At 72.5% G+C, this 25,638-nt stretch carries 24 protein-coding genes; 15 read left to right on the top strand and 9 right to left on the bottom strand.

The window, feature by feature from the left end:
- The 5 genes from ACIBQ8_RS01340 to ACIBQ8_RS01320 all read right to left on the bottom strand — a co-directional run bounded on the left by ACIBQ8_RS01340 (position 1) and on the right by ACIBQ8_RS01320 (position 6,075).
- The gene (locus ACIBQ8_RS01340) at positions 1-906 is read right to left on the bottom strand and encodes an ABC transporter permease (RefSeq protein ID WP_397168064.1); all 906 of its coding nucleotides are present in this window, start codon (positions 904-906) and stop codon (positions 1-3) included.
- Positions 903-1,910, bottom strand: coding sequence for an ABC transporter permease (locus ACIBQ8_RS01335; RefSeq protein ID WP_397190657.1), 1,008 nt, complete (start codon positions 1,908-1,910; stop codon positions 903-905). Before ACIBQ8_RS01335 ends, ACIBQ8_RS01340 begins: the two co-directional genes overlap by 4 nt.
- A gap of 3 nt (positions 1,911-1,913) precedes the next feature.
- Positions 1,914-3,746 (bottom strand): ABC transporter substrate-binding protein, encoded by a 1,833-nt coding sequence (locus ACIBQ8_RS01330; protein ID WP_397168060.1) that lies wholly within the window; start codon positions 3,744-3,746, stop codon positions 1,914-1,916.
- A 170-nt stretch (positions 3,747-3,916) separates the two neighbouring features.
- Positions 3,917-4,882, bottom strand: a complete 966-nt coding sequence (locus tag ACIBQ8_RS01325; RefSeq protein WP_397190656.1) for a zinc-dependent alcohol dehydrogenase family protein — start codon at positions 4,880-4,882, stop codon at positions 3,917-3,919.
- The gene (locus tag ACIBQ8_RS01320; RefSeq protein WP_397190655.1) at positions 4,882-6,075 is read right to left on the bottom strand and encodes a M20 family metallopeptidase; all 1,194 of its coding nucleotides are present in this window, start codon (positions 6,073-6,075) and stop codon (positions 4,882-4,884) included. The genes ACIBQ8_RS01325 and ACIBQ8_RS01320 overlap by 1 nt, the downstream gene beginning before the upstream one ends.
- A gap of 100 nt (positions 6,076-6,175) precedes the next feature.
- Here ACIBQ8_RS01320 and ACIBQ8_RS01315 point away from each other — a divergent pair, with 100 nt between their 5' ends.
- The 5 genes from ACIBQ8_RS01315 to ACIBQ8_RS01295 all read left to right on the top strand — a co-directional run bounded on the left by ACIBQ8_RS01315 (position 6,176) and on the right by ACIBQ8_RS01295 (position 10,951).
- Positions 6,176-6,916 (top strand): HAD-IIA family hydrolase, encoded by a 741-nt coding sequence (locus ACIBQ8_RS01315; protein ID WP_397169419.1) that lies wholly within the window; start codon positions 6,176-6,178, stop codon positions 6,914-6,916.
- Between the two features lie 167 nt (positions 6,917-7,083).
- On the top strand, positions 7,084-7,266 hold the full coding sequence (locus ACIBQ8_RS01310) for a hypothetical protein (protein ID WP_397168054.1): 183 nt from the start codon (positions 7,084-7,086) through the stop codon (positions 7,264-7,266).
- 79 nt (positions 7,267-7,345) lie between these two features.
- On the top strand, positions 7,346-8,275 hold the full coding sequence (locus ACIBQ8_RS01305) for an acyl-ACP desaturase (RefSeq protein ID WP_397168053.1): 930 nt from the start codon (positions 7,346-7,348) through the stop codon (positions 8,273-8,275).
- 78 nt (positions 8,276-8,353) lie between these two features.
- Positions 8,354-10,321: an ABC1 kinase family protein gene (locus tag ACIBQ8_RS01300; protein ID WP_397190654.1), complete on the top strand. Its 1,968-nt coding sequence runs from the start codon at positions 8,354-8,356 to the stop codon at positions 10,319-10,321.
- A 96-nt stretch (positions 10,322-10,417) separates the two neighbouring features.
- Complete coding sequence (locus tag ACIBQ8_RS01295; RefSeq protein WP_397168050.1) at positions 10,418-10,951, top strand: NADPH-dependent FMN reductase; 534 nt, start codon at positions 10,418-10,420, stop codon at positions 10,949-10,951.
- A 24-nt stretch (positions 10,952-10,975) separates the two neighbouring features.
- On the opposite strand, the gene arfB is transcribed toward ACIBQ8_RS01295, so the two are convergent.
- Complete coding sequence (gene arfB / locus ACIBQ8_RS01290; RefSeq protein WP_352327447.1) at positions 10,976-11,386, bottom strand: alternative ribosome rescue aminoacyl-tRNA hydrolase ArfB; 411 nt, start codon at positions 11,384-11,386, stop codon at positions 10,976-10,978.
- 145 nt (positions 11,387-11,531) lie between these two features.
- Here arfB and ACIBQ8_RS01285 point away from each other — a divergent pair, with 145 nt between their 5' ends.
- Positions 11,532-12,311, top strand: coding sequence for a hypothetical protein (locus ACIBQ8_RS01285; protein ID WP_397168048.1), 780 nt, complete (start codon positions 11,532-11,534; stop codon positions 12,309-12,311).
- Positions 12,312-12,341: 30 nt separating this feature from the next.
- Here ACIBQ8_RS01285 and ACIBQ8_RS01280 read toward each other — a convergent pair whose 3' ends face one another.
- A complete protein-coding gene (locus tag ACIBQ8_RS01280) occupies positions 12,342-12,608 on the bottom strand; it encodes a helix-turn-helix domain-containing protein (RefSeq protein ID WP_397168046.1) in 267 nt (88 codons plus the stop codon).
- Between the two features lie 155 nt (positions 12,609-12,763).
- Here ACIBQ8_RS01280 and ACIBQ8_RS01275 point away from each other — a divergent pair, with 155 nt between their 5' ends.
- The 3 genes from ACIBQ8_RS01275 to ACIBQ8_RS01265 all read left to right on the top strand — a co-directional run bounded on the left by ACIBQ8_RS01275 (position 12,764) and on the right by ACIBQ8_RS01265 (position 15,881).
- Positions 12,764-13,585, top strand: a complete 822-nt coding sequence (locus ACIBQ8_RS01275) for a hypothetical protein (protein WP_397190653.1) — start codon at positions 12,764-12,766, stop codon at positions 13,583-13,585.
- A complete protein-coding gene (locus ACIBQ8_RS01270) occupies positions 13,582-14,172 on the top strand; it encodes an HAD family hydrolase (protein ID WP_397168042.1) in 591 nt (196 codons plus the stop codon). Before ACIBQ8_RS01275 ends, ACIBQ8_RS01270 begins: the two co-directional genes overlap by 4 nt.
- Before the next feature lie 227 nt (positions 14,173-14,399).
- Positions 14,400-15,881, top strand: a complete 1,482-nt coding sequence (locus ACIBQ8_RS01265) for an alkaline phosphatase D family protein (protein WP_397190652.1) — start codon at positions 14,400-14,402, stop codon at positions 15,879-15,881.
- Between the two features lie 142 nt (positions 15,882-16,023).
- On the opposite strand, the gene ACIBQ8_RS01260 is transcribed toward ACIBQ8_RS01265, so the two are convergent.
- Positions 16,024-18,141: an efflux RND transporter periplasmic adaptor subunit gene (locus tag ACIBQ8_RS01260; protein WP_397190651.1), complete on the bottom strand. Its 2,118-nt coding sequence runs from the start codon at positions 18,139-18,141 to the stop codon at positions 16,024-16,026.
- A gap of 176 nt (positions 18,142-18,317) precedes the next feature.
- On the opposite strand from ACIBQ8_RS01260, the gene ACIBQ8_RS01255 reads away from it, so the two are divergent.
- From ACIBQ8_RS01255 to ACIBQ8_RS01230, 6 genes are read left to right on the top strand one after another with little or no spacing between them, the layout of a single operon-like run.
- Positions 18,318-19,418 carry an efflux RND transporter periplasmic adaptor subunit gene (locus tag ACIBQ8_RS01255; protein ID WP_397190650.1) on the top strand — a complete coding sequence of 367 codons (1,101 nt, stop codon included), beginning with the start codon at positions 18,318-18,320 and terminating at the stop codon, positions 19,416-19,418.
- Positions 19,415-20,176 carry an ABC transporter ATP-binding protein gene (locus ACIBQ8_RS01250; RefSeq protein ID WP_397190649.1) on the top strand — a complete coding sequence of 254 codons (762 nt, stop codon included), beginning with the start codon at positions 19,415-19,417 and terminating at the stop codon, positions 20,174-20,176. The genes ACIBQ8_RS01255 and ACIBQ8_RS01250 overlap by 4 nt, the downstream gene beginning before the upstream one ends.
- Positions 20,163-21,413, top strand: a complete 1,251-nt coding sequence (locus tag ACIBQ8_RS01245) for an ABC transporter permease (protein ID WP_397190648.1) — start codon at positions 20,163-20,165, stop codon at positions 21,411-21,413. The genes ACIBQ8_RS01250 and ACIBQ8_RS01245 overlap by 14 nt, the downstream gene beginning before the upstream one ends.
- A 10-nt stretch (positions 21,414-21,423) precedes the next feature.
- Positions 21,424-21,990 carry a hypothetical protein gene (locus ACIBQ8_RS01240; RefSeq protein ID WP_397190647.1) on the top strand — a complete coding sequence of 189 codons (567 nt, stop codon included), beginning with the start codon at positions 21,424-21,426 and terminating at the stop codon, positions 21,988-21,990.
- Positions 21,987-22,679, top strand: a complete 693-nt coding sequence (locus tag ACIBQ8_RS01235; protein ID WP_352330355.1) for a response regulator transcription factor — start codon at positions 21,987-21,989, stop codon at positions 22,677-22,679. The genes ACIBQ8_RS01240 and ACIBQ8_RS01235 overlap by 4 nt, the downstream gene beginning before the upstream one ends.
- 32 nt (positions 22,680-22,711) lie before the next feature.
- A complete protein-coding gene (locus tag ACIBQ8_RS01230; protein WP_397168030.1) occupies positions 22,712-24,223 on the top strand; it encodes a sensor histidine kinase in 1,512 nt (503 codons plus the stop codon).
- Here ACIBQ8_RS01230 and ACIBQ8_RS01225 read toward each other — a convergent pair.
- On the bottom strand, positions 24,208-25,599 hold the full coding sequence (locus tag ACIBQ8_RS01225; RefSeq protein WP_397190646.1) for an FG-GAP and VCBS repeat-containing protein: 1,392 nt from the start codon (positions 25,597-25,599) through the stop codon (positions 24,208-24,210). The genes ACIBQ8_RS01230 and ACIBQ8_RS01225 overlap by 16 nt on opposite strands.
- Positions 25,600-25,638: the final 39 nt, after the last annotated feature.

Genomic DNA, 25,638 nt, shown 5'->3' with positions numbered 1-25,638 from the left:
CTACTCCTCGCGCAGCCGGGGGTTGAAGATCTCGTCCATGGCGTCCACCACGAGCACGATGCCGAGCGTGAGCAGCAGGATCGCCAGCAGCGGCGCCAGCAGGTAGCCCAGCGCGTTCGGCGTGATCATCGCGCCCGCCTGGAAGACGGCGAGGTTGAGCATCACACCCCAGTTGTCCGACTCGTACGGCAGCACGCCCAGGAAGAACAGGCCCACCTGCGAGTAGACCGCGCCGGTGACCGCGATGAGCATGTTCATCGCGATGTAGGGCGCCATGCTCGGCAGCAGCTCCCTGCCGATGATGTGCGTGGTGGACAGCCCGAGCCCGCGGGCGGCCTCGATGAACCCGCGCTCGCGCAGCGACAGCGTCTGCGAGCGCACCGCCCGCGCCACGCCGCCCCAGCCGAGCAGGCCCAGCACCAGGCCCATCTGGAAGGGGTTGCCGAACTTCCACACCGTCGCCAGCACCAGCAGCAGCGGCAGGCCGGGGATGGTGAGCTTCATGTCGGTCAGCCGCATGAGCACGGTGTCCCAGCGGCCCCGCTTGAAGCCGGAGAACAGGCCGATCGCGGTGCCGGCGACGACCGTGATGAGCGCGGTGACCAGGGCGGTGAGCAGGACGTAACGCGAGCCCTTGATCACCAGCGCGGTCACGTCGCGGCCCTGCGGGTCGGTGCCGAACCAGTGGTCCCAGCTCGGCGGCTGGGTGATCGCGCTCGCGTTGCCCGGCAGGTGCTCGGGCAGCAGCATCGGCCCGATCACCGCCATGACGATGAAGCCGGCGATGATGACGACCCCGGCCATGCGGCTGGGCTTGCGCTTCATCACCCGCCACACGCCGTGCCAGAAGTTGCGGCGCATGGCCGAGGCGGCCGGCGCGGCCTCCGGGATGAGCGTGGCGCTCACGAGCCCTCCTCTCCGCTGCGCACCCGCGGGTCGATGACCGTGTAGAACAGGTCCGCGACGATGTTGGCGATGATCGTGCCGACCGTGATCAGCAGGAACGCCCCGCCCATCAGGCCGTAGTCGCGGTCCTGGACGCCGCTGATCAGCAGCCAGCCGAGACCCGGGTAGTTGAAGATCTTCTCGATGAAGACCGCGCCGCCCAGCAGCAGGCCCAGCGACAGGGCCAGCATGGTGAACAGCGGCAGGATCGCGTTGCGCGCGATGTAGCGGAACACGATCGAGCGCTTCATGCCGCGCAGCTCGGCGGCCAGGATGAAGTCGTCGCCCAGCACGGTGACCACGCTCGACTTCATCGCCAGGATCCAGCCGCCGTAGGCCGACAGCGCGTACGTGGCCACCGGCAGCACCGCGTGCTCGACCAGCGAGCCGATGTAGCCGGCGTTGAAGCCGGGCTCGAACAGGATGTCCACCGAGCCGTCGGACGGCAGGATCGGGAGCAGCGTCGCGAAGATCACCACGAGCAGCATCGCCAGCACGTACTGCGGGATGCCGTGCAGCAGCGAGCCGGAGATGGCCAGGGCGTCGCCCAGCTTGCCGGTGCGCTTGATGGCGGCGTACACGCCGAGCAGGATCCCGACGAGGAAGCTCAGCAGCGTGCCGGCCAGCACCGGTAGAACGGTCCACTTGGCGGCTTCGGTGAGCACGTCGACCACGGAGGTGCCGGGCCGGCTGACCGACATGCCGAGGTCGAGGTGGAGCAGGCCCGTCATGTAATCGGTGTACTGCTGCCAGAGCGTGCCGTCGGGCAGGAAGCCGTACAGGACCTTGACGGCCTGCGCGGCGGCCTCGGGCGACATGCCCTGCTCGACCAGCTTCTCGTAGCGGGCGGCCATCGGGTCGCCGGGGATGTTGTTGATGATGAAGAAGCTGATCGTCGCGACTACGAGGATCATGACGAACCCGCGGGCCAGGTGGCCCGCGAGTCGTCGTGCGATGAGCGCCATGAACTACGACTTCGCCTTGATCATGCCGAGCTGGATCCAGACGCCCGAGGGCAGGACGCCGGCGCCCATGCGCAGGATCTCGTCGTCGTGCGGCCAGCCGGTGAAGCGGCTGTTGTTGACGAACTGGGTGTTGACGTAGTCCCAGAGCTGGATGACCGGGAGGTCCTGGTTGGCGGCCTTGGCGAGCTGAGCCATGATCGGCTTGGCCTGCTCCTCGTTGGCCGAGTTCAGCTTGCCGGTCAGCTCACCGGGGTTGATCTTGGCGCCGTCGACCTCGATCTCCTCGGGGCCGCCCATCCAGTTGCCGGCCTTGCCGGGCTCGGAGTGCTTGACCTTGCCCGCGACGTTCGTCCAGCCGTTGGAGGCGCCGTACAGGCGCTGGTAGATGTCGTACGGCGCGGGGCCGAGGGCCATCAGCCAGAAGCCCACGTCGTACTTGCCGGCCGCCAGCTCCTCCAGGTAGAGGGGGTAGTCGGCGGTCGTGACGACCTCGGCGTCGACGCCGGCCTTGACGAGCTGGCTCTTGATGTTCTCCTGGGCCGACAGCCAGTCGGAGAAGCCGGAGGGCGCGTGCATGGAGACCTTCCACGCCGAGCCGTCGGCCAGCGTCCACTTGCCGTCCTTCTTGGTGAGGCCGGCCTCCTTGAACTCGGCCTCGGCCTTGGCCACGTCGGGCGCGTACGGCTCCAGCTTGGGCAGCTCGTCGGGGATCCACGCCTGCGCGGCCTTCTGGTGGATGCCGCTGGTGGTGACCGCCGCCGTGCCGCCCTCGGGCGAGGCGACCTTGGTGACCTCCTCGCGGTTGATCAGGTAGGCCAGGCCGCGGCGCACGTGCACGTTGTCGTACGGCTTCTTGGACTGGTTGAAGGCCATGCTCACCGCGACCGGCGAGTAGCCCTTGATGACCTCGTTGCCGGCGGCCGCCTTGATCCGGTTCATCACGTCGGACGGGGCGGCGGTGAAGCCGGCGTGGTCGAGCTTGCCCGCGGTGAGGTAGTTCCAGATCTGCTCGTTGCCGGTGTAGTTGAGGAACTTCACCTGCGCCGGCGCCACGTTCGCGGCGTTGTAGAAGTACTTGTTCTTGACCAGCAGCGCCTCGGACGGGTTCACCCGCTCCAGCACGAACGGGCCGGCCGAGGTGTCCTTCGGCGGGGCGAAGGTGAGCACCTTCTCGCCCAGGCCGGTGATGGTCTCGCGGGCCTTGTCGGCCTCGGCGCCCTCGCCCCTGGAGGCCTTGAGCTGGTCCCAGAAGTCCGCGGGGAGCACGCTGCTCCACACGTGGGAGGGCAGGACGAACGTGTCGAGCACGCCGCGGGCGAACTTGGGGCTCGGGTTCGCCATGTCCTGGGTGATCTTGAGGGTGTGGTCGTCGACCACGGTGACGTCCGCCGCCGCGCCCGCGGCGCCCGGCGTGATGGAGAACGCCGTGCTGCCCTGGGTGTAGGCGATGCCGATGGACATCTTGACGTCCTCGGCGGTGACCGGCTTGCCGTCGGACCACTTGGCGTTCGGCTGGAGCTTGAGGGTGATCGCCGAGTTGTCCGGCGCGATCTCCCAGCTCGCCGCGATGCCGGGGAGGGCCTGGTTGGGGTCGGTCAGGTGGTTCTTGACCCAGCCCAGCTTCATGGCCGTGTAGCCGGGGAAGGAGTTGCCCTTCGGGTTGTACGGGTTGGCCGGGGCCGTGGCCTCCAGGCCGGGCCTGTTGACGTCGATCGTGGTGAAGAGCCCGCCACCACCACCGCTCGAGCCGCCGGACTTGTTGTTAGTACCACCGCTGCACGCCGCTGTGGCGGTGGCGAGGCCCAGCAACGCCACTACCGCTGCCAGTCGCTTCATCTGCCGCTCCGGGGGATGTCGGACCTGTTGAGGATCTGTAGGGAATTGACCGGACCCTACGGTCGCCAGCAGGCAGCGTCAATAATCTCCAGATGTTGTGAGTGTAATGTAACTTTCCTTCATAGAGGTCCGCCATGGCGCCAATCTCCATCGTGCGACGGAGCGGGGCCTCAGTCCACGACCAGCACGGCGGCGCCGCTGACGCGGTCGGCGGCCAGATCGGCCAGCGCCCGTCCGGCCTCCTCCAGCGGGTAGAGCGTGGTCGCCACCCGCGGCGGATGGGCCAGCGCCAGCTCCAGATAGGCCCGGCCGTCGGCCCTGGTGTTGGCGGTCACGCTGCGCAGCGTGCGCTCCTGGAACAGGTGCCGCTCGTAGTTCAGCGCGGGCACGTCGGTCAGGTGGATGCCGGCGATCGCCAGCGTCCCGCCGCGGTCCAGCGCCTCCAGCGCGGGCGGCACCAGGTCGCCGACCGGCGCGAACAGGATCGCCGCGTCCAGCGGCTCGGGCGGCCGGTCGCCCGCCGAGGCCGCGCCCAGCTCCAGCGCCAGCCGCCTGGAGGCGTCCGACCTGGTCACGGCGTGGACCGTGGCGCCCTGCGCGATGGCCGCCTGCGCGGTGAGATGGGCCGAGGAGCCGAAGCCGTAGATGCCGAGCCGGCCGCCCGGCGGCAGGTCGCAGCGGGCCAGCGCCCGGTAGCCGATGATGCCCGCGCACAGCAGCGGCGCCAGCCGCTCGGCCGGCACGTCGGCCGGCAGCGGGTAGACGTAGCCGGCGGGGGCCACGACGTACTCGGCGTAGCCGCCGTCGGCGTCCCAGCCGGTGTAGGCGGAGTCCGGGCAGAGGTTCTCCGTGCCCCGCAGGCAGTAGCGGCACCGGCCGCACGTCGAGCGCAGCCAGGCCACCCCCACCCGCTCGCCGGAGCCCTCGACCCGGCCCACCACCTGGTGCCCGGGGGTGGTCCGCGGCCGGCGCGGCGCGAGGTCGCCCTCGGCCAGGTGCAGGTCGGTCCGGCACACGCCGCACGCCTCGACCCGGACCAGCACCTCGCCGGGGCCGGGCTCGGGGACGTCCCGCTCGACCCGCACGAGCGGGCCGGACGCCATCGGCCCCGGCCGGTCCACCACCCAGGCGCGCATCACGGCCTCGACAGGCGCTCGTAGGCCAGCGAGGCGTACAGCGCGGCGCCGTCGGACAGCACGGAGTCGTCGAAGACGGCGTCCGGCGAGTGGTTGTAGGGCGCCGTGGCCGGGTCGCGGTCGGGCGGGCAGGCCCCCAGGAAGACGAAGGCGCCCGGCACCTCCTCCAGCACGTACGAGAAGTCCTCCGAGCCCATGACCGGCTGCGGCGCCACGAAGTAGCGGCCCGGCCCGAACAGCTCGTCGGCGGTCGCCGAGACGAACCCGGCCTCGCCCTGGTCGTTGACCGTCACCGGGTACCCCATGCCGAACGACGTCTCGACCGCGAGCCCGTGCGCCGCCGCGATGCCCTCGACCACCTCCACCAGACGCCGCTTGACCAGCCTCCGGTGCTCCTTGCTGAACGTGCGCACGGTCGCCTCGAAGCGCGCCTCGTCGGGGATCACGTTGTCGGCCGAGCCGCCGTGGAAGGTGCCCACGGTGATCACCACGGGGTCGAACACGTCGAACGTGCGGGTCACCATCGTCTGCAACGCCGTCACCATCTCGCAGCCGGCCGCGATCGGGTCCTTGGCGCGGTGGGGGCTCGACCCGTGCCCGCCGGTGCCCTTCACCGTCACGCAGAACACGTCGGCCGCGGCCATCATCGGGCCGCCCCGCGAGGCGAACAGCCCCGGCGGCAGCATGGCCGACACCACGTGCATCCCGTACGCCGCCACCGGCCGGGCGCCGGCCGCGTCGAGCACGCCCTCGCCGATCATGTGCTTGGCGCCGTCGTGCCCCTCCTCGCCCGGCTGGAACATGAAGATCACGTCACCGGCGACGTCCGCCCGCCGCGCGCTGAGCAGCCGGGCCGCGCCGACCAGCATGGCGGTGTGCAGGTCGTGGCCGCAGGCGTGCATCTGGCCCGGATGCCGGGAGATGTAGGGCAGGTCGTTGCGCTCGGTCACCGGCAGGGCGTCCATGTCGCCGCGCAGCAGCACCGCGGGGCCCGGGCGGCCGCCGCGCAGCACCGCGGTGACCGAGCTGAGCGTCTTGCCGGTGGTGATCTCCAGGGGGAGCCCGTCGAGCGCGGCCAGCACCTTCTCCTGCGTCCTCGGCAGTTGCAGGCCGAGCTCGGGGGTGGTGTGCAGGGAGCGGCGGAGCTGGATGAGTTCGTCCCGCATGTCCAGGGCGGATTCAGTGAACGACATGATGAACATTGTTCACGTGTGCGGCGAGAAGTCGACAAGGCACGCTCGATACCATGAACGGGTGACTCAGCGTAAGCGGATCGACTCCTGGTTGTCCGACATGGACGGCGTCCTCGTCCACGAGGGGCGGCCGATCCCCGGTGCGGACGAATTCATCAAACGGCTCAAGGAGTCCGACAAGAAGTTCCGGGTCCTGACCAACAACTCCATCTACACCCAGCGCGACCTGTCCGTGCGCCTGGCCGGCGCCGGGCTCGACGTGCCCGCCGAGTCCATCTGGACCTCCGCCCTGGCCACCGCCCAGTTCCTCGACGACCAGCGCCCCGGCGGGTCGGCGTACGTGATCGGCGAGGCCGGCCTGACCACGGCCCTGCACGAGGTCGGCTACATCCTGACCGACCTCGACCCCGACTACGTCGTGCTCGGCGAGACCCGCACCTACAGCTTCACCCAGATCACCCGCGCGATCCGGCTCATCGAGGCCGGCGCCCGCTTCATCGCCACCAACCCCGACCCGATCGGCCCCTCCACCGAGGGCTCGCTGCCGGCCTGCGGCGCGGTGGCCGCGATGATCACCAAGGCCACCGGCGTCGAGCCGTACTTCGTGGGCAAGCCCAACCCCCGCATGATGCGCAGCGCGCTCAACGCCATCGAGGGCCACAGCGAGACCACCGCCATGATCGGCGACCGCATGGACACCGACATCGTCTCCGGCATGGAGGCGGGGCTGTTCACGATCCTCGTGCTGACCGGCGTCACCCAGCGCGACCAGGTCGACCGCTTCCCCTACCGGCCCTCCCTGGTCGTCGACTCCGTCGCCGACCTCGTCGACCTGATCTGAGCCCGGCGGCCGGCCCGTCCGGGATGACAAGTCTTCATCCGGGGCGCGAAGGATCGTGGCCCGGGAGAAGAAAACCACTCCCGGCGGGCGCCGCCCGGCGGCGCGGGACGCGTCCGGCTGCGATCCTTGGTAGCGGAAGGTGACTTACCGAATGCGAGGAGGCGGCCGTGTGGCACGACGGGCCGGAGGAGCAGGACGCGAAGGCGGAGCTGGCGACGCTGCGCGTCGAGGTGACCGAGGAGCTGCGGTTCGTCAGGACGGCGATGGCCGAGGAGTTCAACTCGCTGCGCTCGGAGATCCTCGACCTCAACATCAAACTGGACCGGCTGCTGCAACGCGCCGGCATTTAGGACAACGAGGTCGACACCGCATCACATGGCCTTCGGGTAGCCTAACCTACGGTCCCGTAACCTGAAGGAGAAGATCTTTATGGCGATGTCTCAGACGGAACTGCTGCACGAGCTCGAACCCGTCGTGGGCGTGGAGCTCGATCGCCACAACTCGATGGCCAAGGAGTGGTTCCCGCACGAGTACATCCCGTGGAGCGAAGGGCGTGACTTCGACGGCATCTACGGCGGTCAGGCGTGGCAGGAGGGCGACTCGAAGATCCCCGAGGCCGCCCGCATCTCGCTGATCGTCAACCTGCTCACCGAGGACAACCTGCCCAGCTACCACCACGAGATCGCCACCACGTTCGGCCGTGACGGCGCGTGGGGCACGTGGGTCCACCGCTGGACCGCCGAGGAGGACCGCCACGGCACCGCCCTGCGCGACTACCTCACCGTCACCCGCGCCGTCGACCCGGTCGCGCTGGAGCGGGCCCGCATGCACCACATGGAGCAGGGCTTCGTCACCGCGTACAACACCATGCTCCAGCAGCTCGCCTACGTCTCCTTCCAGGAGCTGGCCACCCGCATCTCCCACCGCAACACCGGCCGGGCCTCCGGCGACGAGGGCTGCGAGCGCCTGCTCGCCCGCATCGCCGCCGACGAGAACCTGCACATGCTCTTCTACCGCAACCTGCTCAAGGCGGCCTTCGAGCTCGACCCCAACCAGACCATGCGCGCGGTGACCGACGTCGTCACCACCTTCCAGATGCCCGGCACGGGCATGGAGGGCTTCGCCCGCAAGGCCATGATCATCGCCCACGAGGGCATCTACGACCTGCGCCTGCACCTCGACGACGTGCTCATGCCGGTGCTGCGCCAGTGGGCGGTCTTCGACAAGACCGGCCTCGACGCCGAGGGCGAGCGGGCCCGCGAGGAGCTGTCGGCGTTCCTGGCCAAGACGGAGGTCACGGCCGCCCGGTTCGTCGAGCGCCGCGACGAGCGCCGCGCCCGCGCCGCCGCCAAGGGCTGACGCCGGGCCGCCACCGGGTCGCTACGGGCCCGCCACCGGGCCGCCGCCGCCCGCGTGGCCGTGGGATGATCCCTCCTCATGGAGCTCCTGGGCACGCTGTTCGTCTCGCTCGCCATCCTGGTGATGATCCTGCTGCTGGCGACGGCGGCCCAGCGCCTGCTCGGGGTCAGGTTCGGCGCGTTACGCACCTTCCTGGCCGCGATGGTGGCCTGGGGCCTGGCCCAGCCGATGCTGACGCCGGTGATCGCCTCGTTCGGGCCGGTCGACCCGGAGACCACGCCCGACGCCGGCGCGCTCGGGCTGCTGCTCCTGATCGCCATGTGCATGGTGCTCATCCCCATGGTGATCCTGGTGCTCGCCGAGGCGCTGGTCCCGCCGGGCTCGGTGCCGGGGCCGCTGGAGGTGCTGCGCTCGCTGCGCGGCCGGATCCGCCGGGCCCGGCGCTATTCGCAGATCACCAGGATCGCCTTCCGGCACGGCCTCGGCCCCTACCTGCGGGGCCGCGGCGAGAGCCTGGAGGACAGGTCGGGCAAGGTGCGCCTGGCCAGGTCGCTGCGCCAGGCGCTCGACGACGGCGGCGTCACCTTCGTCAAGCTCGGCCAGGTGCTGTCCACCCGCCGCGACCTGCTGCCGGCCGAGTTCATCGACGAGCTGGGCCGCCTGCAGGACCACGTCGCCCCCGCGCCGTGGGAGCGCATCGAGCCGGTGCTCGCCGCCGAGCTGGGCGGGCCGGTCGAGGAGGTGTTCGCCGCCTTCGACCGGACGCCGCTGGCCGCCGCCTCCATCGGCCAGGCCCACGCCGCCCGCCTGCACACCGGCGAGGACGTCGTGGTCAAGGTGCGCAGGCCGGGCATCGAGGGCGTGGTGGCCCAGGACCTCGACATCGTCCGCCGGCTGGCCGCCACGCTGGAGTCCAGGACCCGGTGGGGGCGTTCGCTGGGGCTGCGCGACCTGGCCGAGGGGTTCGCCGTCGCCATCCGCGAGGAGCTGGACTTCCGCGTCGAGGCCGCCAACATGGCCGCCGTGGCCGCCTCCGGCAGCGGCGGCGTCACCTACCCCGAGCCGTTCCCCGCCCTGTGCACCGAGCAGGTGCTGGTCATGCGGCGCCTGTCGGGCGGGCCGGTCACCGCGGCCGCCCCCGGCCAGGGGCCCGCGCTGGCCCGCGACCTGCTCGACTGCCTGCTCAGGCAGATCCTCGTCGAGGGCGTCTTCCACGCCGACCCTCACCCGGGCAACCTCATGCTGCTCGACGACGGCACGCTCGGCCTGCTCGACTTCGGCTCCGTCGGCCGCCTGGACGGCTCCGTCCGCTCGGCCCTGCAGCGTTTCCTGCTCGCGATGAACCGGCAGGACCCGCTCGGCGTCACCGACGCGCTGCTGGAGGTCGTCCCGCGGCCGGAGGAGATCGACGAGGCGGCGCTGGAGCGGGCGCTCGGCCAGTTCATGGCCAGGCACCTGGGGCCCGGCATGGACAGCGTGCAGATGTTCACCGACCTGTTCAAGATCGTCTCGGAGTACGGGCTGTCCATCCCGCCCGAGGTGGCCGCCGTCTTCCGGGCCCTGGCCACGCTGGAGGGCACGCTCGTGCGCCTGTCGCCCGGCTTCAACCTGATCGGCGAGGCCCGCGCGTTCGCCGGGCGCTACCTGGCCGAGCGGGCCGGGCCCGAGTCCGTCAAGGAGGCCGTGGGCCAGGAGCTGGCCGCGCTGCTGCCGATGCTGCGCCGCCTGCCGCGCCGGGTCGAGCGCATCGCCAGCGCCGCCGAGCACGGCAGGTTCAGCCTGAACGTCCGGCTGCTGGCCGACGACCGCGACCGCCGCTACGTCACCGGGCTGGTCCACCAGGTGCTGCTCACCGTGCTCGGCGCCACGGCCGGGCTCATGGCGGTGCTGCTGCTCGGCATCGAGGGCGGGCCCGTCGTGGTCGGCACCACGAGCCTGTACCAGCTGCTCGGCTACAACCTCCTGGTGATCGCCTCGATCATGGTGCTGCGGGTGCTCGCGTTGATCTTCCGACGCCCGCCTGACCAGGAACGTCACCGGCGCTGAGGCGAAGACTGAGCTGCATTTGACCTCGGGCTGGTCTTGGACAACCGAGGCATCGGGAAGTTTCCAGGTGACACCGGAACGCCTGGGGAGCAGTAGGTGAAAATCATCGGGATCGCCGCCAGTCTCCACGCGGGGTCATTCATCAACAGATTGCTGGACGCAGCGGGCGGCGAATTGCCGGAAGGCGTACGGTTCGAGATCTGGACGGGGATGGGCGACGTCCCGCCGTACCAGCCGGGGAAGGTGCCGGTGGCGGCCAGGGAACTGCTCGGGCTGGTCGCCGGGGCGGACGCGGTGCTGCTGACGGCTCCCGAGCACAGCCTGCTGCCGATGGAGCTGACGTACACGCTGGAATGGCTCTCGGCCGGCGACGTGCTGTCCGGCAAGCACGTGGCGGTGATGAGCGCCAGCGCGCGGGCGTGCGGCGCGATGTGGGCGCAGGCGGAGCTCTACAAGCAGCTCCAGGGCGCGGACGCGGTCGTGATGGGCGCCGAGCTGGTCATCTCGCCGGCCTGCCCGCACTTCGACGACGACGGCCGCCTCACCGACCCCGTGCTGCGCGGCCAGGTGCGCGCGGTGATCGGGCAGCTCTGCCCGGCGGGGGTCAGGGAACCGGCGTTCTCGCTCTGATCCCGGCGCGCCCCCGGAGCGGGCTCAGTGGGGGTCGCGGCGCAGGCGCTTGACGTCGGAACGGTGCTTCTTGCCCGCGATGCGGCGCTCGACGGCGCCCCGGCTCGGCTTGGTCGGGCGGCGGCGCTTGGGCGGCGGCGCGACGGCCTCCCGGACGCGCTGGGCCAGCCGGTGCCCGGCGGCCTCCCGGTTGCGCAGCTGCGAGCGGTACTCCGAGGCCACGACGGTGATCGTGGCGGCGCCCAGACGGTCGAGCGCGCGGGCCTTGAGCGCGGGCGGGATCGCGGTGCTCGCGGCCACGTCGAAGATCAGCTCCACCCGGCTGTCGGTGGTGTTGACGCCCTGACCACCCGGACCTGAGGAACGGGAGAAACGCCAGACGAGCTCGGCGTCGGGGATGACGATCGAGTCGTTGACGACCAGCGGGCCGGGCATGGTGGGAGCTCCTGTTCCGGAAGAATGCGCCTTGCTCAGATGAGTGTCACCGTATATGAGCGACATATGCCGTCCGCAACGGCATTTTCAATCACTGCCCTCGCTGCGAATATGGAGAGAACATTTCGCGGGAAGGGCTAATTCCATGGACCCGAAGTGGGTCGCGCAGGCGGCGCTGACCGTTGGGCTCGCCGTGGTCTCCGCCGTCGTCTTCCTGCTGCTGAGGTGCCAGGGGAAGGGGCGGCCCTTCGGGCCCGCCGGGCGGCGGCTCGCGATCGCCATCAGCCTGCTCACCGGCGGCCTGTCCGCGGGCGTCGCGCTGGCCGGGCACGCGCTGCTGAGCGACTCGCTGGCCACCGTCCTCGGCGCGGTGGCGCCGAGCGGCCTGTGGATCGGCCAGATGCGCGCCAAGCAGGACGAGCGGCGCTCGCTGGCCCGGGAGGCGGCCACGTTCTGGCTGGTGTCGCTGCTGGCCCGGCTCGACCAGGCGATGGCCGAGGACGAGCGCGTCTGGTGCGAGAAGCGGGTGGACCCGTCCTGGAACGTCTACGAGCTGAGCCTGGCCGCGGCCCGCTACCACGAGCGCATCCGCGAGCGCCTGTCGGCCGACGACCGGCGGCGCGAACGCGTGCACGCCCGCCTGGACGCGGTCGAACGCAGGCTGGACGTGGCCGCCCTGATCGAGGACGGCGCCGCCCGCTCGAAGGTGGCCACCGCGCTCACCCTCTCCCGCCACACCAGGATCCCCAGGTACGAGCGCTACCTCGGCAACCTCAACCGGCTGCACGGCGTGCTGCGGCACGACGCCGAGAACGACGTGCTGCGCCTGCTGGCCGCGGCCTACCGGGCCGGCTACCGCTCGCTGCCGGGGTACGTGCCGCCGTCACGGGCCCGCGGCGGCGAGCACATCGCCCGCGCCCGCTGACCGGGACCGGCGGACGGCGCTCCCGGGCCATCAGGCCAGGGCGGCGGGGGAGTCCTCGGCGTCGCCGAGCGTGAGCTCCAGGCGGGCGCCGAGCGCGTCGACGACCGCGCCGAGCGTGCGCAGGGTCAGGTTCTCGTCGCCGGAGAGTATCTGGCTCACCCGGCCCGGCGAGACGCCCAGCGACGCGGCCAGATCAGCGCGGGTGATCTTGTGTTCCCGCATGTACCAGGTGATCTCGTCGACGACCTCTTGGGCGAGACCGCCCACCTCGTCACGGGGGTTCCGGCGAAAGGCCATGTCGGTCTCGCTCTCGACGCTGTCCGTCCTCGTGACTCCACTTTAGCTCTACCTAAACCTTTAGGCAAGCCTAAACCCCCGCCGCTCTTGACGGGCGCGGGCGGGCGGCGTATGCCAATATCCGCGGAAAGACCGAGCGGTCAGGGGGAGGCGCTGTGACGGCCATCGTGGGCGTGCACGGGATCGGCAAGTACAACTACTACCTGGAGGCCGGCGGGTCGGCCACCGGGGCCGCCGAGGCCATGCGGCTCAAGTGGGACCGCTACCTGCACGCGGCGCTCGGCGGCGAGACGGCCGCCTACTTCAGCGAGGTCGCCTACTTCTCCCACCTGCTGCGCGACCCCAAGCCCGGGGAGAGCTCCAAGCAGGCGGCGGCGCGCGTCGAGGCCGCCACCCAGCAGGTGCTCGTCGAATGGGCCAAGGACCTCGGGCTCGGCGAGCACGTCACCGGCGCGCTCAAGTCGTTCACCGGATGGCTGCTCGGCAAGCTCGACAGCAGGTCGGCGGCGTTCGCCAAGCTGTTCGCGCCCGAGGTCGCGGTCTACCTCACCGACCAGGAGCGGCGCGACAGGTGCCGGCTGGCCGTGGCCGACGCCATCCGCAGGAACCGGCCGCGGGTGGTGATCGCCCACTCCCTCGGCAGCGTCGTGGCCTACGAGGCCCTGTGGGCCAACCCCGACCTGCCCGTCGACCTGCTCCTGACGCTCGGCAGCCCGCTCGGCATGCGCAACGTCGTCTTCGAACGCCTCCTGCCCGCCCCCGTCAACGGCCTCGGCGAACGCCCCAGGAACGTCGCCCGCTGGGTGAACATCGCCGACAAGGACGACATCGCCGCCATCCCGCCCGCCCTGCGCGCCAGCTTCACCGGCGTGGACGTCGAGGAACTGGTCAACCTCGACTGGATCGACTTCCACACGGCCGAGAAATACCTGGGCTGCCCGGCGCTCGACCCGCATCTGCGACCATTCCTTGCATGACGTGGATTGTGTTCGACTACGGCAGCGTCCTGTCCCTTCCCCAGTCCGAGTCCGACAACGAGGCCATGGCGCGGGCCGTCGGGGCCGAGCCGGGGGCCTTCGCGCGCGGCTACTGGGAACACCGCCTGGAGTTCGACCGGGCGAGCCTGAGCCCCGTCGACTACTGGGCGGCCGTGCTGGGCCGGTCCGTCACCCCGTCCGAGGTCGCCCGCCTGGTGGCCATGGACGTCGCGAGCTGGGCCTACCCCGACGAGGGCACGGTCGCCGTCCTCGATGAGATCCTCGACGCGGGCGACGGCGTGGCGCTGCTGTCCAACATGCCCGTCTGCATGGCCGACGGCCTCGACGAGCTGCCCTGGATCGCCGCCATCGGCCACCGCTTCTACAGCGGCAGGATGGGGCTGGTCAAACCCGACCGGGAGATCTTCGACGAGGTCGCCCGCGAGCTGGCCGCCGACCCGTCCGAGATCGTCTTCATCGACGACCGCGCCGAGAACGTCGAGGGCGCCGAGCGCGCGGGCATGACCGGCGTGCTGTTCACCAGCGCCGCCGCGCTCCGCAAGTCCCTGCGCGAGCTGCCCCGCTGACCTCCCGGCCGCCTCCCGGCCGCCTCCCGCCGGCCTGTCTCCGGGCGACCGGCGCTGTTCACCCACGCTTGACTCCGCTGTCATGACGGGGCCACGGCGGGGTCAGCGCGGGCGGACATACCTGGAGCGTGGACCGCAGAACGTTCCTGACAGCGGCGGCAGCCGGCCTCGTCGCGCCCCGCACCGCCAGCGCGCCCGCCTCAGTGCCCGCCTCAGCGCCCGTCTCAGTGCCCGCCTCCTCGACCACACTCAGATCCGACCCGTTCACCCTCGGCGTGGCCTCCGGCGATCCGTCCGCCGACGGCTTCGTCCTGTGGACCCGGCTGGCCGTCGAGCCGCTCAGCGGCGACGGCCGCGGCGGCATGCCCGCCCGCGACGTCGAGGTCGACTGGCAGGTCGCCACCGACGAGCGGTTCTCCTCGGTCGTGCGGTCGGGCACCGCGACCGCCCGGCCGCGCGACGCCCACAGCGTGCACGTCGAGCTGGACGGGCTGGAGCCCGGCCGCGACTACTTCTACCGGTTCAGGAGCCAGGGCAGGCTCTCGCCCGCCGCCCGCACCCGGACGACGCCCGCAGGGGAGAGCCCGCTCACCTTCGCCGTGGCCGCCTGCGCGCACTACGAGCACGGCTACTACACCGCCTACCGCCGCCTGGCCGAGCAGGAACCCGAACTGGTCGTCTTCCTCGGCGACTACATGTACGAGTACGGCCCCAGCGGCTACACCGCCCTGGCCGGACGGGTGCGCACGCACACGCCGGGCAAGTGCGCCACCCTCGCCGACTACCGGCTGCGGCACGCCCAGTACAAGAGCGACCACGACCTGCAGGCCGCGCACGCGGTCGCGCCCTGGCTGGTGGCCTTCGACGACCACGAGGTGGAGAACAACTGGGCCGGCCCCGTCTCCAGCACCGGCGCGCCCGGCTTCGCCCGCCGCCGCGCCGACGCCTTCCGCGCGTACTACGAGAACATGCCGCTGCGCCGCGCCAGCCTCCAGGGCGCGGTGCTGCGCATCAACCGGCGCGTCTCCTGGGGGACGCTGGCCCGCTTCCACCTCCTTGACACCCGCCAGTTCCGCGACGACCAGGCATGCCTGGACGGGGTGCGGGCCGGCTGCGACGAGCGGCTGTCCGACGGGCGCACGCTGCTCGGGGCCGCCCAGTGGCGGTGGCTGGAGGAGGGGCTGAGCGGGTCCGGCGCCCGGTGGAACCTGCTGGGCCAGCAGATCCTGATGGCCCAGCGCGACTACAAGATCGGGCCGGGCCGCGAGGTGAACCTCGACTCCTGGGACGGCTACGCCGCCGAGCGCACCCGTCTGCTCGGGTCGCTGTCGGGCACCTCGAACCCCGTCGTCCTGACCGGCGACGCGCACATGCACCACCTGGCCGACCTCAAGACCGACTTCGACGACCCGGACTCGCCGGTGGTGGCCAGGGAGCTGGTGACGTCGTCGATCGCCAGCGACGGCGACGGCTACCGGGACCGCACGTGGATCGCCGAGGCACTGCAGGAGAACCCGCACATCTCCTACATCGACCAGCGGCGCGGCTACCTCATGGCCCGGCTGACCAGGGACGAGCTGGCGGTGGACTTCCGCACGCTCGACTACATCTCCCGCCGCGGCGCGCGGGCCCGTACCGCCCACCGGCTCACGATCCCGGCCGAACCGCCCCGCTCAGCCGCCGGCCGCGCCGCACCCCGCCATGGCTGAGGAACGGCGGGGCGCGCAGCCTTCGCCGACCGGGGACGTCGGGTCCTGCCGCCCCTGCGGCCCCTGCGGCCCCTGCGGCCTTCGTCGGCTGAAGGTTCGCTGGGAACGGGCTGAGGGCCGGCTGGGAGGCAGGGGCGGGTGGTCAGGCGCCCGGCCAGGTCGCGTCGGGGAACTCGCCGGCGGTGGTGCCGGACATGACGACCTGGTCCCGTTCGTCCAGACCTGAGGTGATCTGGACGTACTGGTCGCCACGGACGCCGGTGCCGACCACCTTCGCGGCGTCGTGCCCGCCCGACCGCACGGTGACCACCTGGGCGCCGTCTGAACGGCTGCGGACGGCGGCGGCCGGGACGTAGATCGCGTCCTTGGCCTCGGCGGTCGTCACCGACACCGTGGCGGTCTGGCCGAGCATGAGCCCGGCGGGCGGCTCGTCGAAGGCCAGGGTGACGGAGTAGCGGACGAGCCGGTCCTCGACGGTGGCGGTCGGGGCGATCGCGGTGACCGTGCCGCCGTGGCGCTCGCCGGGGCGGGTGGCGAGGGTGATGGCGGCCTGCTGGCCGAGTTTGAGCCGGTTGACGTCGGACTCGGTGACCATGGCCTGGACCTGGAGCTCGTTCAGGTTGCCGAGGCTGATGAAGGTGCCGGTGCCGGCCGTGTCGCCGACCCGTCCCGCCACCGACAGGACGGTCCCCGAGGTGGGGGCCACGATGCGGGTGGCGCGTACGGCGTCGGCGGCCGCCTCCAGGGCGGCTTCGGCGCGGTCCACGTTCGCGGCGGCCTGGTCCTCGGTGATCCCGCTTCTGGGGGCGCCGTCCTTGGGGGTGGTGGCGGTCCTGGTGGCGGTGTCCCGGGAGGTCGTGCCGGGGGAGCAGGAGCCGGTGGGACGGGCGGAGGTCGTCGCGTGCGGCTTGGCGGTGGCCTTCGCGGTGGGCTTGGCTGTGGGCTTGGCGGTCGCGGACGGGGGCGCGGTGGTCGAGGGCCTGACCGTGGCGGGCGGCCCGGGGGTGGACGGGCCGCCCGGTGTGGAGGGTTCGCCGGAGGTGGACGGTGTGCCGGGGGTGGAGGTCTGGCCGCCTCCAGGGGTGCCGCCGCCGGGCGGGGTCGCCGTCACGGTCACCGTCGCCGTCACCGTGGCGGTCGCGGTGACCGTCACCGTGGGCTGGGGTTCGGAGGGCTCGTGAGTGGGGGTGGGGGAGGGCGTTCTGGTGGGGGTGGGGGTCGCGGTTGGGGTGCGGCTGTGAGCCGGGTACGCGCCGGACGTCCGCGTGGAAGCGGGGGTGCCGGCCTTGCCCGCCTTGGCGGCGGTGGCGTCGGTGGGCGTGTCGGCGGTGGGCGGAGCGGTCAAGGGCTTTGCCGTGGCTGTGGGCGTAGGCGTGGGCGGGGTGGTCGGGCCGAAGACGCCCTCGCCCGCCGAACCTCCGCCGATGGCCGTACCGGAGCCGCCCGCCCCACCCGGGACGGCGGCACCCCCACGAGTGACGGCGCCCCCGACAGTGGCGGCGGTCCCCGGAGGGGCAGCGGTGCCGGATGAGGTGGTGGCGGTGTCCGGGGCGGGGGAGGTGGTGGGGCCGGTGCCGCCGGTGGTCGGGGTGGGCCTCTGAGTGCCGGGCGGCGTGGGCTTCGAGGTGGCCGAGGGGGTGGGGCAGTTGGCGGCGTTCGGCGATCTGGGGTTGCCGGTGGTGGCGGGGGTGTCGCCGCTGGTGGCCGGGCCCGGAGTGCCGGCGGTGGGCCTGGCGGAGACCGGCGAACCGGCAGAACCGGTGGTCCCCGAGCTCCCGGCTGAGCCGGTGGCTCCCGTGCTCCGGGTGGTCCCGGTCCCAGTGGTCCCAGTCCCGGCGGTCCCGGTTCCAGTAGTCCCAGTCCCGGTGGTTGCGGTTTCGGTGGTTGCGGTTTCGGGGGAGTTGGTGGTGGCGGTGGTTAGGGATTCTTGGGCGGCGGAGAGGTCGGCCTTGGCGGCGGCGTACGCCTCGCGGGCCCCTCGCCCGTCGATCCTGGCCAGCACCTGGCCCTTGGTCACCTTGGTCCCGACCTTGACGTACACCTTGGTCACCGGGCCGGACGAGCCGAACGCCAGGTCCCGACGGGCCCCGTCCACGGTGTTGCCGGCGGCGCTGACCAGGGCCGTGACCGGGCCCCGCTGGGCGGCGGCGAGCCGTACCCGGACGGCCGGCGGGTCGTCGTCGCGGAGTGCCAGCGCCAGGCCCGACCCGGCGACGAGCACGGCCAGGGCGAGCCCGCCCAGCGCGAAAGTCGGTCTCATGGCGGCCCATCCTGGCCGACCAGCTTCACGGCAGCCTGCGAGCAGCCTGAGAGTTCGCTGTGTGACCCCGCGCAGGCCCGGTTTGTCAGCGAACGTTCAGCTCCGTCACGGCTGCGGCGCAGGCTGGTGTGCAAGGGTCACCGGCTGTGAAGGTGTCGACAAGGCGCAGAGCGCTGATGACCAACGGAGCACTGGGCGTGCTCCTGCTGGGCGGGGCCACGCTCGCCTACGTCCAGCTCGGCACGGACCGCGCGGCCGGCGAGACGGCCGTGCGCACGGTGACGGCGAGCCGCGGCTCGGTGACCGCGACGGTGTCCGCGTCGGGCGCGGTGGCCAGCTCCAGGACCAGGGCCCTGTCGTTCGGCACGGGCGGCACGGTCGAGCGGATCTACGTCAAGGCGGGGGACAAGGTCGACAAGGGCGACATCCTGGCCAGGCTCGACGACGACGCCGCCCAGGAGAGCCTGTCGGCGGCCAAGGCCACGTACCAGAGCGCGATCGACGAGGGCACCGGCACCGCCGCGCTCTACGCCTCCTACGTCAAGGCGCGCAACGCCTACCGCGAGGCCGAGCGCACGGTCGCGGCCACCGTCCTGCGGGCCCCGTTCAAGGGCACGGTCACGGCGGTCAACGGATCCGTCGGCGGCGCCGCCTCCGGCTCGGGCGGAAGCCAGAGCCAGTCCCAGGGCCAGTCACAGGGCCAGTCCCAGAGCAGCGGCAACAGCGCGGGCACGGGGACGGGCGGGTTCGTCGACCTGGCCGACACCGGACGGCTCCAGCTCGTGGGCACCTTCACCGAGTCCGACGTCGGCAAGCTCGAACAGGGACAGAACGCCACCGTCACCTTCGACGCCCTGCCGGGGGTGACCGCCGACGGCAAGGTCACGCAGATCCAGCCGGTCGCCTCCACCAGCAACAACGTCGTCCAGTACCCGGTCACGGTCACCTTCACCAAGATCCCCGCGAAGGTCAGGCTGGGCCAGACCGCCACCGTCGAGGTGGTCGTCGGCAGGGCGGAGAACGTCGTCACCGTCCCCTCCACCGCGGTCTCCACCAGCGGCGGCCAGACCACGGTCACCCTGCTCAGGGACGGCCGCCAGGTCAGGACCCCGGTCGAGGTCGGCGTCCGGGGCACGGCGCTCACCGAGATCACGTCGGGGGTGTCCGAGGGCGACCGGCTCGTGCCGCCGGCGACCGGTACGCAGGGCACCAACCAGCGCGGCGGGTTCGGCGGCGGGTTCCCGGGCGGCGGCGGCATGCCGGGCGGCGGGCGATGACGGCCCCGGCCCCCGCCACCGCGGCGGCGGCGCCCGTCCTGCGGGTGAAGGACCTCGTCAAGGAGTACGGCGAGGGCGACGCCAAGGTCCACGCCCTGCGCGGCGTCAGCCTGGACGTCGAGCGCGGCGACTACGTCGCCATCATGGGCGCCTCCGGCTCCGGCAAGTCCACCCTGATGAACATCCTCGGCTGCCTCGACGTGCCCACCTCCGGCACGTACCAGATCGACGGCGCGGACGTGGGACGGCTGGCCGAGCATCAGCTCGCGGTCCTGCGCAACCGCAGGGTGGGGTTCGTCTTCCAGTCCTTCAACCTGATCCCGCGGATGAGCGCGCTGGCCAACGTCGAGCTGCCGCTCGTGTACGGCGGCGTCGGCCCGGCCGAACGGCGCTCGCGCGCCCTGGCCGCGCTGGAGCAGGTCGGGCTGACAGACCGCGTGCGGCACGAGCCGAACCAGCTCTCCGGCGGCCAGCAGCAGCGCGTGGCCGTGGCCAGGGCGCTGGTCACCGCGCCCGCCCTGCTGCTGGCCGACGAGCCCACCGGCAACCTGGACACCGCCTCCACCCGCGACGTGCTGCAGATCCTCGACCGGCTCAGCGAGTCGGGACGCACGATCGTGCTCATCACCCACGAGGACGACGTGGCCGCGCACGCCAAACGGGTGATCCGGCTGGTGGACGGCGAGATCGTGGAGGACCGCCGCCAGGCGCCGGTCGACGGACCACCCCCGAGGACGGCGGCCAGTGAACCAGCTTGAGATCCTCCGCTTCGCGCTGCGCGGCCTGCTGGCCAACAAGATGCGCAGCGCCCTGACCACGCTGGGCATCCTCATCGGCGTCGCCGCGGTCATCCTGCTGGTGGCGGTCGGCGAGGGCTCCTCGCAGAGCATTCAGAAGAACATCCAGCGCCTGGGCGCCAACACGCTGACGATCTCCCCGTCCTTCTCGGGCGGCGGAGGCGGTCTCGGCGGGCGCGCGGCGGGCGGCGGCGGCAACACCGGGCCGCGGACCCAGGCCAGGCAGCTCAGCCTGGCCGACGCCAAGGCGCTCACCGACCGGACGCTCGCGCCGTCGGTCAGGTCCGTCTCGCCGGTGGTCGGCGTCAACTCCGCCACCGCCGCGTACGGCGCCGCCAGCCACACGATCGCGCAGTTCGTCGGCACCTACCCCAGCTACTTCGAGGCCATGAACAAGCCGGTGGCCAAGGGCACGTACTTCTTCAACGACGACGTGCTGGCCGCCAGGAAGGTCGTGGTGCTCGGGCAGACGGTGGTGGAGGAGCTGTTCGGCACCGTGGACCCGATCGGCCGGCAGGTCAGCGTGTCCGGGGTGCCGTTCACGGTGGTCGGGGTGCTCAAGGAGAGCGGCTCCACCGGCATGCAGGACGCCGACGACGTGGCCGTGGCGCCGCTGCCCGCCGTGCAGCAGAGCCTGAGCGGGTTCGGCTCGCTGGACTCGATCGTGGTGCAGGCCACCGGGGCCGGGGCCACCACGGCGGCGCAGTCGGAGGTGACCGCCGTCCTCGACCAGCGGCACGGCATCACCGACGGCAACGCCGACTACCGGATACTCAACCAGGCCGCCCTGCAGGAGACGGTGAGCGAGGCGACCGGCACGTTCACCGTGCTGCTCGGGGCGGTGGCGGCGATCTCGCTGCTGGTGGGCGGCATCGGCATCACCAACATCATGCTGGTCACCGTGACCGAGCGGACCCGGGAGATCGGCATCCGCAAGGCGATCGGCGCGCCGCGCAGCGCGATCCTGGGCCAGTTCCTGATGGAGGCCACCCTGCTCAGCCTGGTCGGCGGGCTGCTCGGGGTGCTGGTGGCCTTCGTCGGCACCCGGTTCACCGTGGCCGGCATCGAGCCGGTCCTCGTGCCGTCGTCCGTCGCGCTGGCGCTCGGCGTGTCGGTGGGGATCGGGCTGTTCTTCGGCAGTTATCCCGCCAACAGGGCGGCCAAGCTCCGGCCGATCCAGGCCCTGCGGCATGAGTAAGGAGAAAGACATGGACCGGCTCGACTCCTCGCCCTTCCCCGACGACCTGGGGGAGGAGCTCGCCGTCCGGCCGCGCGGGGGCGTCTCGAAGCTGACGCTCGGGCTGGCCGCCGGGGTGGTGCTGGTGGCGGGCGTCCTCATCGGGATCCAGGCGGCCAAGCTGTTCGGGACGTCCGACGCCGCGCCGGCCGCCGCGCAGCTCCGCCGTACGGACGGCCAGTTCCCCGGCGTCGGCCAGAACGGCGGCTTCGGGCAGCGCATGGGCGGCACAGGCGGCGGCACGGGCGGCGGCACGGGCGGCGGCACGGGCGGCGGCACGGTCGGCACCGTCGAGAAGGTGGACGGCGCCAAGATCTACGTCAGGACCATGGACGGCGCCACGGTGACGGTCACCACCAGCGACCAGACGACGGTCCAGATCTCCAGACCCGGCAAGGTCGCCGACCTGGCCGCCGGCACCACGGTCGTGGTGCGCGGGCAGCAGTCCGGCGACGGCTCGGTCACCGCGACCGCGATCACCCAGGGAGCCCAGGGCCCCCGTGGCGCACAGGGCACGCCGGGAGGGGGCCCGCGATGAACCAGCCCGAAGCCAGGCTGCTGGTGGTCGACGACGAGCCCAACATCAGGGAGCTGTTCTCGGCCGGCCTGCGCATGGCCGGGTTCGAGGTGCTGACCGCCGCCGACGGGCGGGAGGCGCTGCGGGTGGCCGAGGAGAGCACTCCCGACCTGGTGATGCTCGACGTGATGCTGCCCGACATCGACGGCCTGGCGGTCGCGGGAAGGCTGCGGTCCCGCGGCCGCCGGGTCCCGGTGCTGTTCGTCACCGCCAAGGACACGCCGGAGGACCGGATCACCGGTCTCGGCCTCGGCGAGGACTACGTGACCAAGCCGTTCAGCCTGGAGGAGGTCATCGCCCGGATCCGGGCGGTGCTGCGCAGGACCCGCAGGGGCGCGCCGCCGCCCCACCGGCTGAGCGTCGCCGACCTGGAGCTGGACGAGGAGAGCCACGAGGTCTGGCGCGACGGCGTCCCGGTGCGGCTGTCGCCGACGGAGTTCCGGCTGCTGCGCTACTTCATGCTGAACGTGGGCCGGGTGCTGTCCAAGACGCAGATCCTCGACCACGTCTGGAACGGCGACTGGCGCACCGACGTGGGCCTGGTCGAGTCGTACGTGTCGTACCTGCGGCGCAAGATCGACACCGGTGACCGGAAGTACCTGCACACGCTGCGCGGGGTCGGCTACATCCTGCGCCCGCCGCGCCTATGAGCACGCCTATGAGCGCGCCCACGCGCGCGCGTATGACCGCGCCCCTGAGGAAGCACCTCGCCCGCGCCCCGCTCTGGCTGCGCCTGGTCTCGGCCACGTTGCTGCTGGTCACCCTCGCCATCACGGTGACCGGCCTGTTCGCCGTGCGGCTGCTGCGCGGCTACCTGGTCGAGCGGGTGGACCGGCAACTGGTGGCGGCCGCCGCGCCGCGCGACCTGCCGCCGCCGCCCGAGGCGCGGCAGGCCGGGCGGCAGCCGCAGCGGTTCTTCGGGCTGTTCCACTCGGTGCTGGTGGACGCGGGCGGCGCCACCGTACGGGTGATCAGCGAGTCCACCGAGGAGCACTCGCCCAAGCTGCCCCGGCTGACCGGCGCGGACGTCGCCGCGCGCGGCGGGCGGCCGTTCACCGTCGAGTCCCGCGCGCCCGGCGGGCCGGACTGGCGGGTGGTCGCCGTCCCGGGCCGCGACGGCGACAGCCGGGTGATCGCCATCAGCCTCGGCGACGTCGAGGGCACGGTGGCCAGGCTCGCCCTCATCGTGGCCTTCGCCGGCGGCGGCACGCTGGCCGTGCTGGGCGTCGCCTGCTACTGGCTGGTACGGCGGAGCCTGCGCCCGCTGCGCGAGATCGGCCGCACCGCCAAGGACATCGCGGGCGGCGACCTGTCGCGCCGGGTGCCGATGTGGGCCGGCACCACCGAGGTCGGCAAGCTCGGCCGCTCGCTCAACGGCATGCTCGCCCAGATCGAGTCGGCGGTGCGCGAGCGTGAGGCGGCGGCGGAGGCGGCGCGCGAGTCGGCCACGGCCGCGCGCGAGTCGGCCACGGCGGCGCGGCGTTCGGAGGAGGTCATGCGCCGGTTCATGGCCGACGCCTCGCACGAGCTGCGCACGCCGCTCACCTCGATCAGGGGGTTCGCCGAGCTGTTCCGGCTGGGGGAGGAGAAGGACCTGGCCGAGGCCGCGCGGCTGCTGAGCCGGATCGAGGGGCAGGCCGCGCGCATGGGCCTGCTGGTGGAGGACATGCTGCTGCTGGCCAGGCTGGACCAGCGGCGGGAGCTGGCACGACGGCCGGTGGACCTGCTCAGCCTGGCCGCGACCGCCGTGATCGACGCCCAGACCCTGGCCCCCGACCGGCGCATCGAGCTGGTCCGCCTGGACGGCGGCGAGGGCGAGGTGCTGGTGACCGGCGACGAGTCGCGGCTCGGCCAGGTGGTCGGCAACCTGGTGAGCAACGCGCTGCAGCACACGCCCCCAGGGACGCCGTTCGAGGTGCGCGTCGGGCTGGACGGCGAGCGGGCCGTGGTGGAGGTGGCCGACGAGGGCCCCGGGTTCCCGCCGGAGGTGGCCGAGCGGGTGTTCGAGCGGTTCTACCGGGCCGACCCGGCGCGCGGGGTGGGCGGGGCCGGACTGGGGCTGTCGATCGCGGCGACGCTGGTCGAGGCGCACGGAGGGGTCGTCATGGCCGAGGGGGAGCCGGGCAAGGGGGCTCTGTTCCGCGTGCTGCTGCCACCCGCCGGGAGCCCGGAGGGCGTTCAGCCGAAGGTGTAGCCGTACAGGCCGGTGCCCTGGGAGACCTGGCGGAGGCGGCCCAGGCGCAGGCCCGTCTCGCGGACGCCGGGGGCGTACATGACCAGGCCCTGGTCGGGGGCGGCGACCAGGAGGCCGTCCAGGGGGCGTCCGGCGGTCAGCGCGCGGTAGTGGCCGCCGCCCCCGCCGGGCAGCGCGGCCAGCGCGGCGCCGAAGTCCCGTCCCTTGCCCTTGACCAGCAGGTTCCCCTTGCGGGTCAGGCCGCCCGGCGCGCGTCCCTGGAGCACCTGGACGGCGTGCTCGCCGGGCACGCCGATGGCCAGCTCGTCCTTGCCGTCGCCGGTGAAGTCCCCGGCGGCCAGCGCCGCGCCGAACCGGTCGTAGTAGCGCGGCTCGCCCTTCAGCGAGCGCTGCGACCACGCCTCGCTGCCGTGGGTGCGCAGGCCGGCGCGCGAGCCGTACAGGACGTCCACGGTGCCGTCGCCGTAGTCCATGGCCCGCTGGTTCTCGCTGAGGCCCTCGCCGGGGACGCCGATCGCCAGGTCGTCGCGATCGTCGCCGTTGAAGTCGCCGGTGGCCAGGGCCGCGCCGAAGGCGTCCCACTTCTCCGCCGCTCCGGCGATGCCCGGCGAGCTCTGCGTGAGCAGCCGGGCCCGGCGGGCGCGCGGGTCGAGCACGGTGACCGACCCCTGGCCGTCCAGGAGCACGCTGTCGGCGGGCGCGCCGACGGCCAGCTCGTCCCGGCCGTCGCCGTCGAAGTCGCCGGCCGCCAGCGCCGCGCCCCACTGGTCGGTGACGTTCGCCGCCTGCCGCACCCACGACGTCTTCTGGGTGATCTGGTACGCCTTGCGGCCCTTCATCCCGTAGACGGTGACCGCGCCGCCCGAGGCGTGGCTCGGGGAGCCCACGGCCAGCTCGTCGCGGCCGTCGCCGTCGAGGTCGCCGGCCGCCAGCGCCGCGCCGAACCGGTCGCTGCCGCGCCTGGCCGGGGCCAGCTCCTCGCCGGGGACCAGCCCGGCGGGGGAGCCGTCGAAGATCTGCACGACCCCGTTGCCGTCCGCGCCGGGCACCCGCTTTCCGGCGAACTCCTCCGACACCCCGACCGCCAGGTCGGCGCAGCCGTCGCCGTCGAAGTCGCCGACGGCCAGCGCCGAGCCGAAGGCGTCCCCGGGTTCGGCGCCGGGCTGGGTGAGCTTGACGGTCCGGCCCGAGCCGTACATGACGGTCACCGAACCGGCCCTGGAGTCGTCGTAGGGGGCGGCGACGGCGATGTCGGCGCGGCCGTCGCCGTCGAAGTCGAGGGGGTGCCCGCCGCACGCGCGGGCGGCCGGCCCGGCGGCGGAGACGGGCCCGGAGACGAGGGGGACGACCAGGCAGGCGGCGAGCAACGCGTTCATACGGACAGTCATCTCCACCCACGCCGAACCAGGACTTAA

It is taken from the genome of Nonomuraea sp. NPDC049646 (genome assembly GCF_044465525.1).
GTDB lineage: Bacteria > Actinomycetota > Actinomycetes > Streptosporangiales > Streptosporangiaceae > Nonomuraea.
Note: the sequence above shows the minus strand (reverse complement) of the source record. Positions and strands in the feature narration are given on the sequence as shown.

Excerpts from the sequence above, each read along its gene's own strand:
- ACIBQ8_RS01335 (WP_397190657.1), bottom strand. The coding sequence starts at position 1,910 with ATGGCGCTCATCGCACGACGACTCGCGGGCCACCTGGCCCGCGGGTTC.
- ACIBQ8_RS01330 (WP_397168060.1), bottom strand. The coding sequence starts at position 3,746 with ATGAAGCGACTGGCAGCGGTAGTGGCGTTGCTGGGCCTCGCCACCGCC.
- ACIBQ8_RS01325 (WP_397190656.1), bottom strand. The coding sequence starts at position 4,882 with ATGCGCGCCTGGGTGGTGGACCGGCCGGGGCCGATGGCGTCCGGCCCG.
- ACIBQ8_RS01320 (WP_397190655.1), bottom strand. The coding sequence starts at position 6,075 with ATGTCGTTCACTGAATCCGCCCTGGACATGCGGGACGAACTCATCCAG.
- ACIBQ8_RS01315 (WP_397169419.1), top strand. The coding sequence starts at position 6,176 with ATGGACGGCGTCCTCGTCCACGAGGGGCGGCCGATCCCCGGTGCGGAC.
- ACIBQ8_RS01305 (WP_397168053.1), top strand. The coding sequence starts at position 7,346 with ATGGCGATGTCTCAGACGGAACTGCTGCACGAGCTCGAACCCGTCGTG.
- ACIBQ8_RS01300 (WP_397190654.1), top strand. The coding sequence starts at position 8,354 with ATGGAGCTCCTGGGCACGCTGTTCGTCTCGCTCGCCATCCTGGTGATG.
- arfB (WP_352327447.1), bottom strand. The coding sequence starts at position 11,386 with ATGCCCGGCCCGCTGGTCGTCAACGACTCGATCGTCATCCCCGACGCC.
- ACIBQ8_RS01285 (WP_397168048.1), top strand. The coding sequence starts at position 11,532 with ATGGACCCGAAGTGGGTCGCGCAGGCGGCGCTGACCGTTGGGCTCGCC.
- ACIBQ8_RS01280 (WP_397168046.1), bottom strand. The coding sequence starts at position 12,608 with ATGGCCTTTCGCCGGAACCCCCGTGACGAGGTGGGCGGTCTCGCCCAA.
- ACIBQ8_RS01270 (WP_397168042.1), top strand. The coding sequence starts at position 13,582 with ATGACGTGGATTGTGTTCGACTACGGCAGCGTCCTGTCCCTTCCCCAG.
- ACIBQ8_RS01260 (WP_397190651.1), bottom strand. The coding sequence starts at position 18,141 with ATGAGACCGACTTTCGCGCTGGGCGGGCTCGCCCTGGCCGTGCTCGTC.
- ACIBQ8_RS01255 (WP_397190650.1), top strand. The coding sequence starts at position 18,318 with ATGACCAACGGAGCACTGGGCGTGCTCCTGCTGGGCGGGGCCACGCTC.
- ACIBQ8_RS01250 (WP_397190649.1), top strand. The coding sequence starts at position 19,415 with ATGACGGCCCCGGCCCCCGCCACCGCGGCGGCGGCGCCCGTCCTGCGG.
- ACIBQ8_RS01240 (WP_397190647.1), top strand. The coding sequence starts at position 21,424 with ATGGACCGGCTCGACTCCTCGCCCTTCCCCGACGACCTGGGGGAGGAG.
- ACIBQ8_RS01235 (WP_352330355.1), top strand. The coding sequence starts at position 21,987 with ATGAACCAGCCCGAAGCCAGGCTGCTGGTGGTCGACGACGAGCCCAAC.
- ACIBQ8_RS01230 (WP_397168030.1), top strand. The coding sequence starts at position 22,712 with ATGACCGCGCCCCTGAGGAAGCACCTCGCCCGCGCCCCGCTCTGGCTG.
- ACIBQ8_RS01225 (WP_397190646.1), bottom strand. The coding sequence starts at position 25,599 with ATGAACGCGTTGCTCGCCGCCTGCCTGGTCGTCCCCCTCGTCTCCGGG.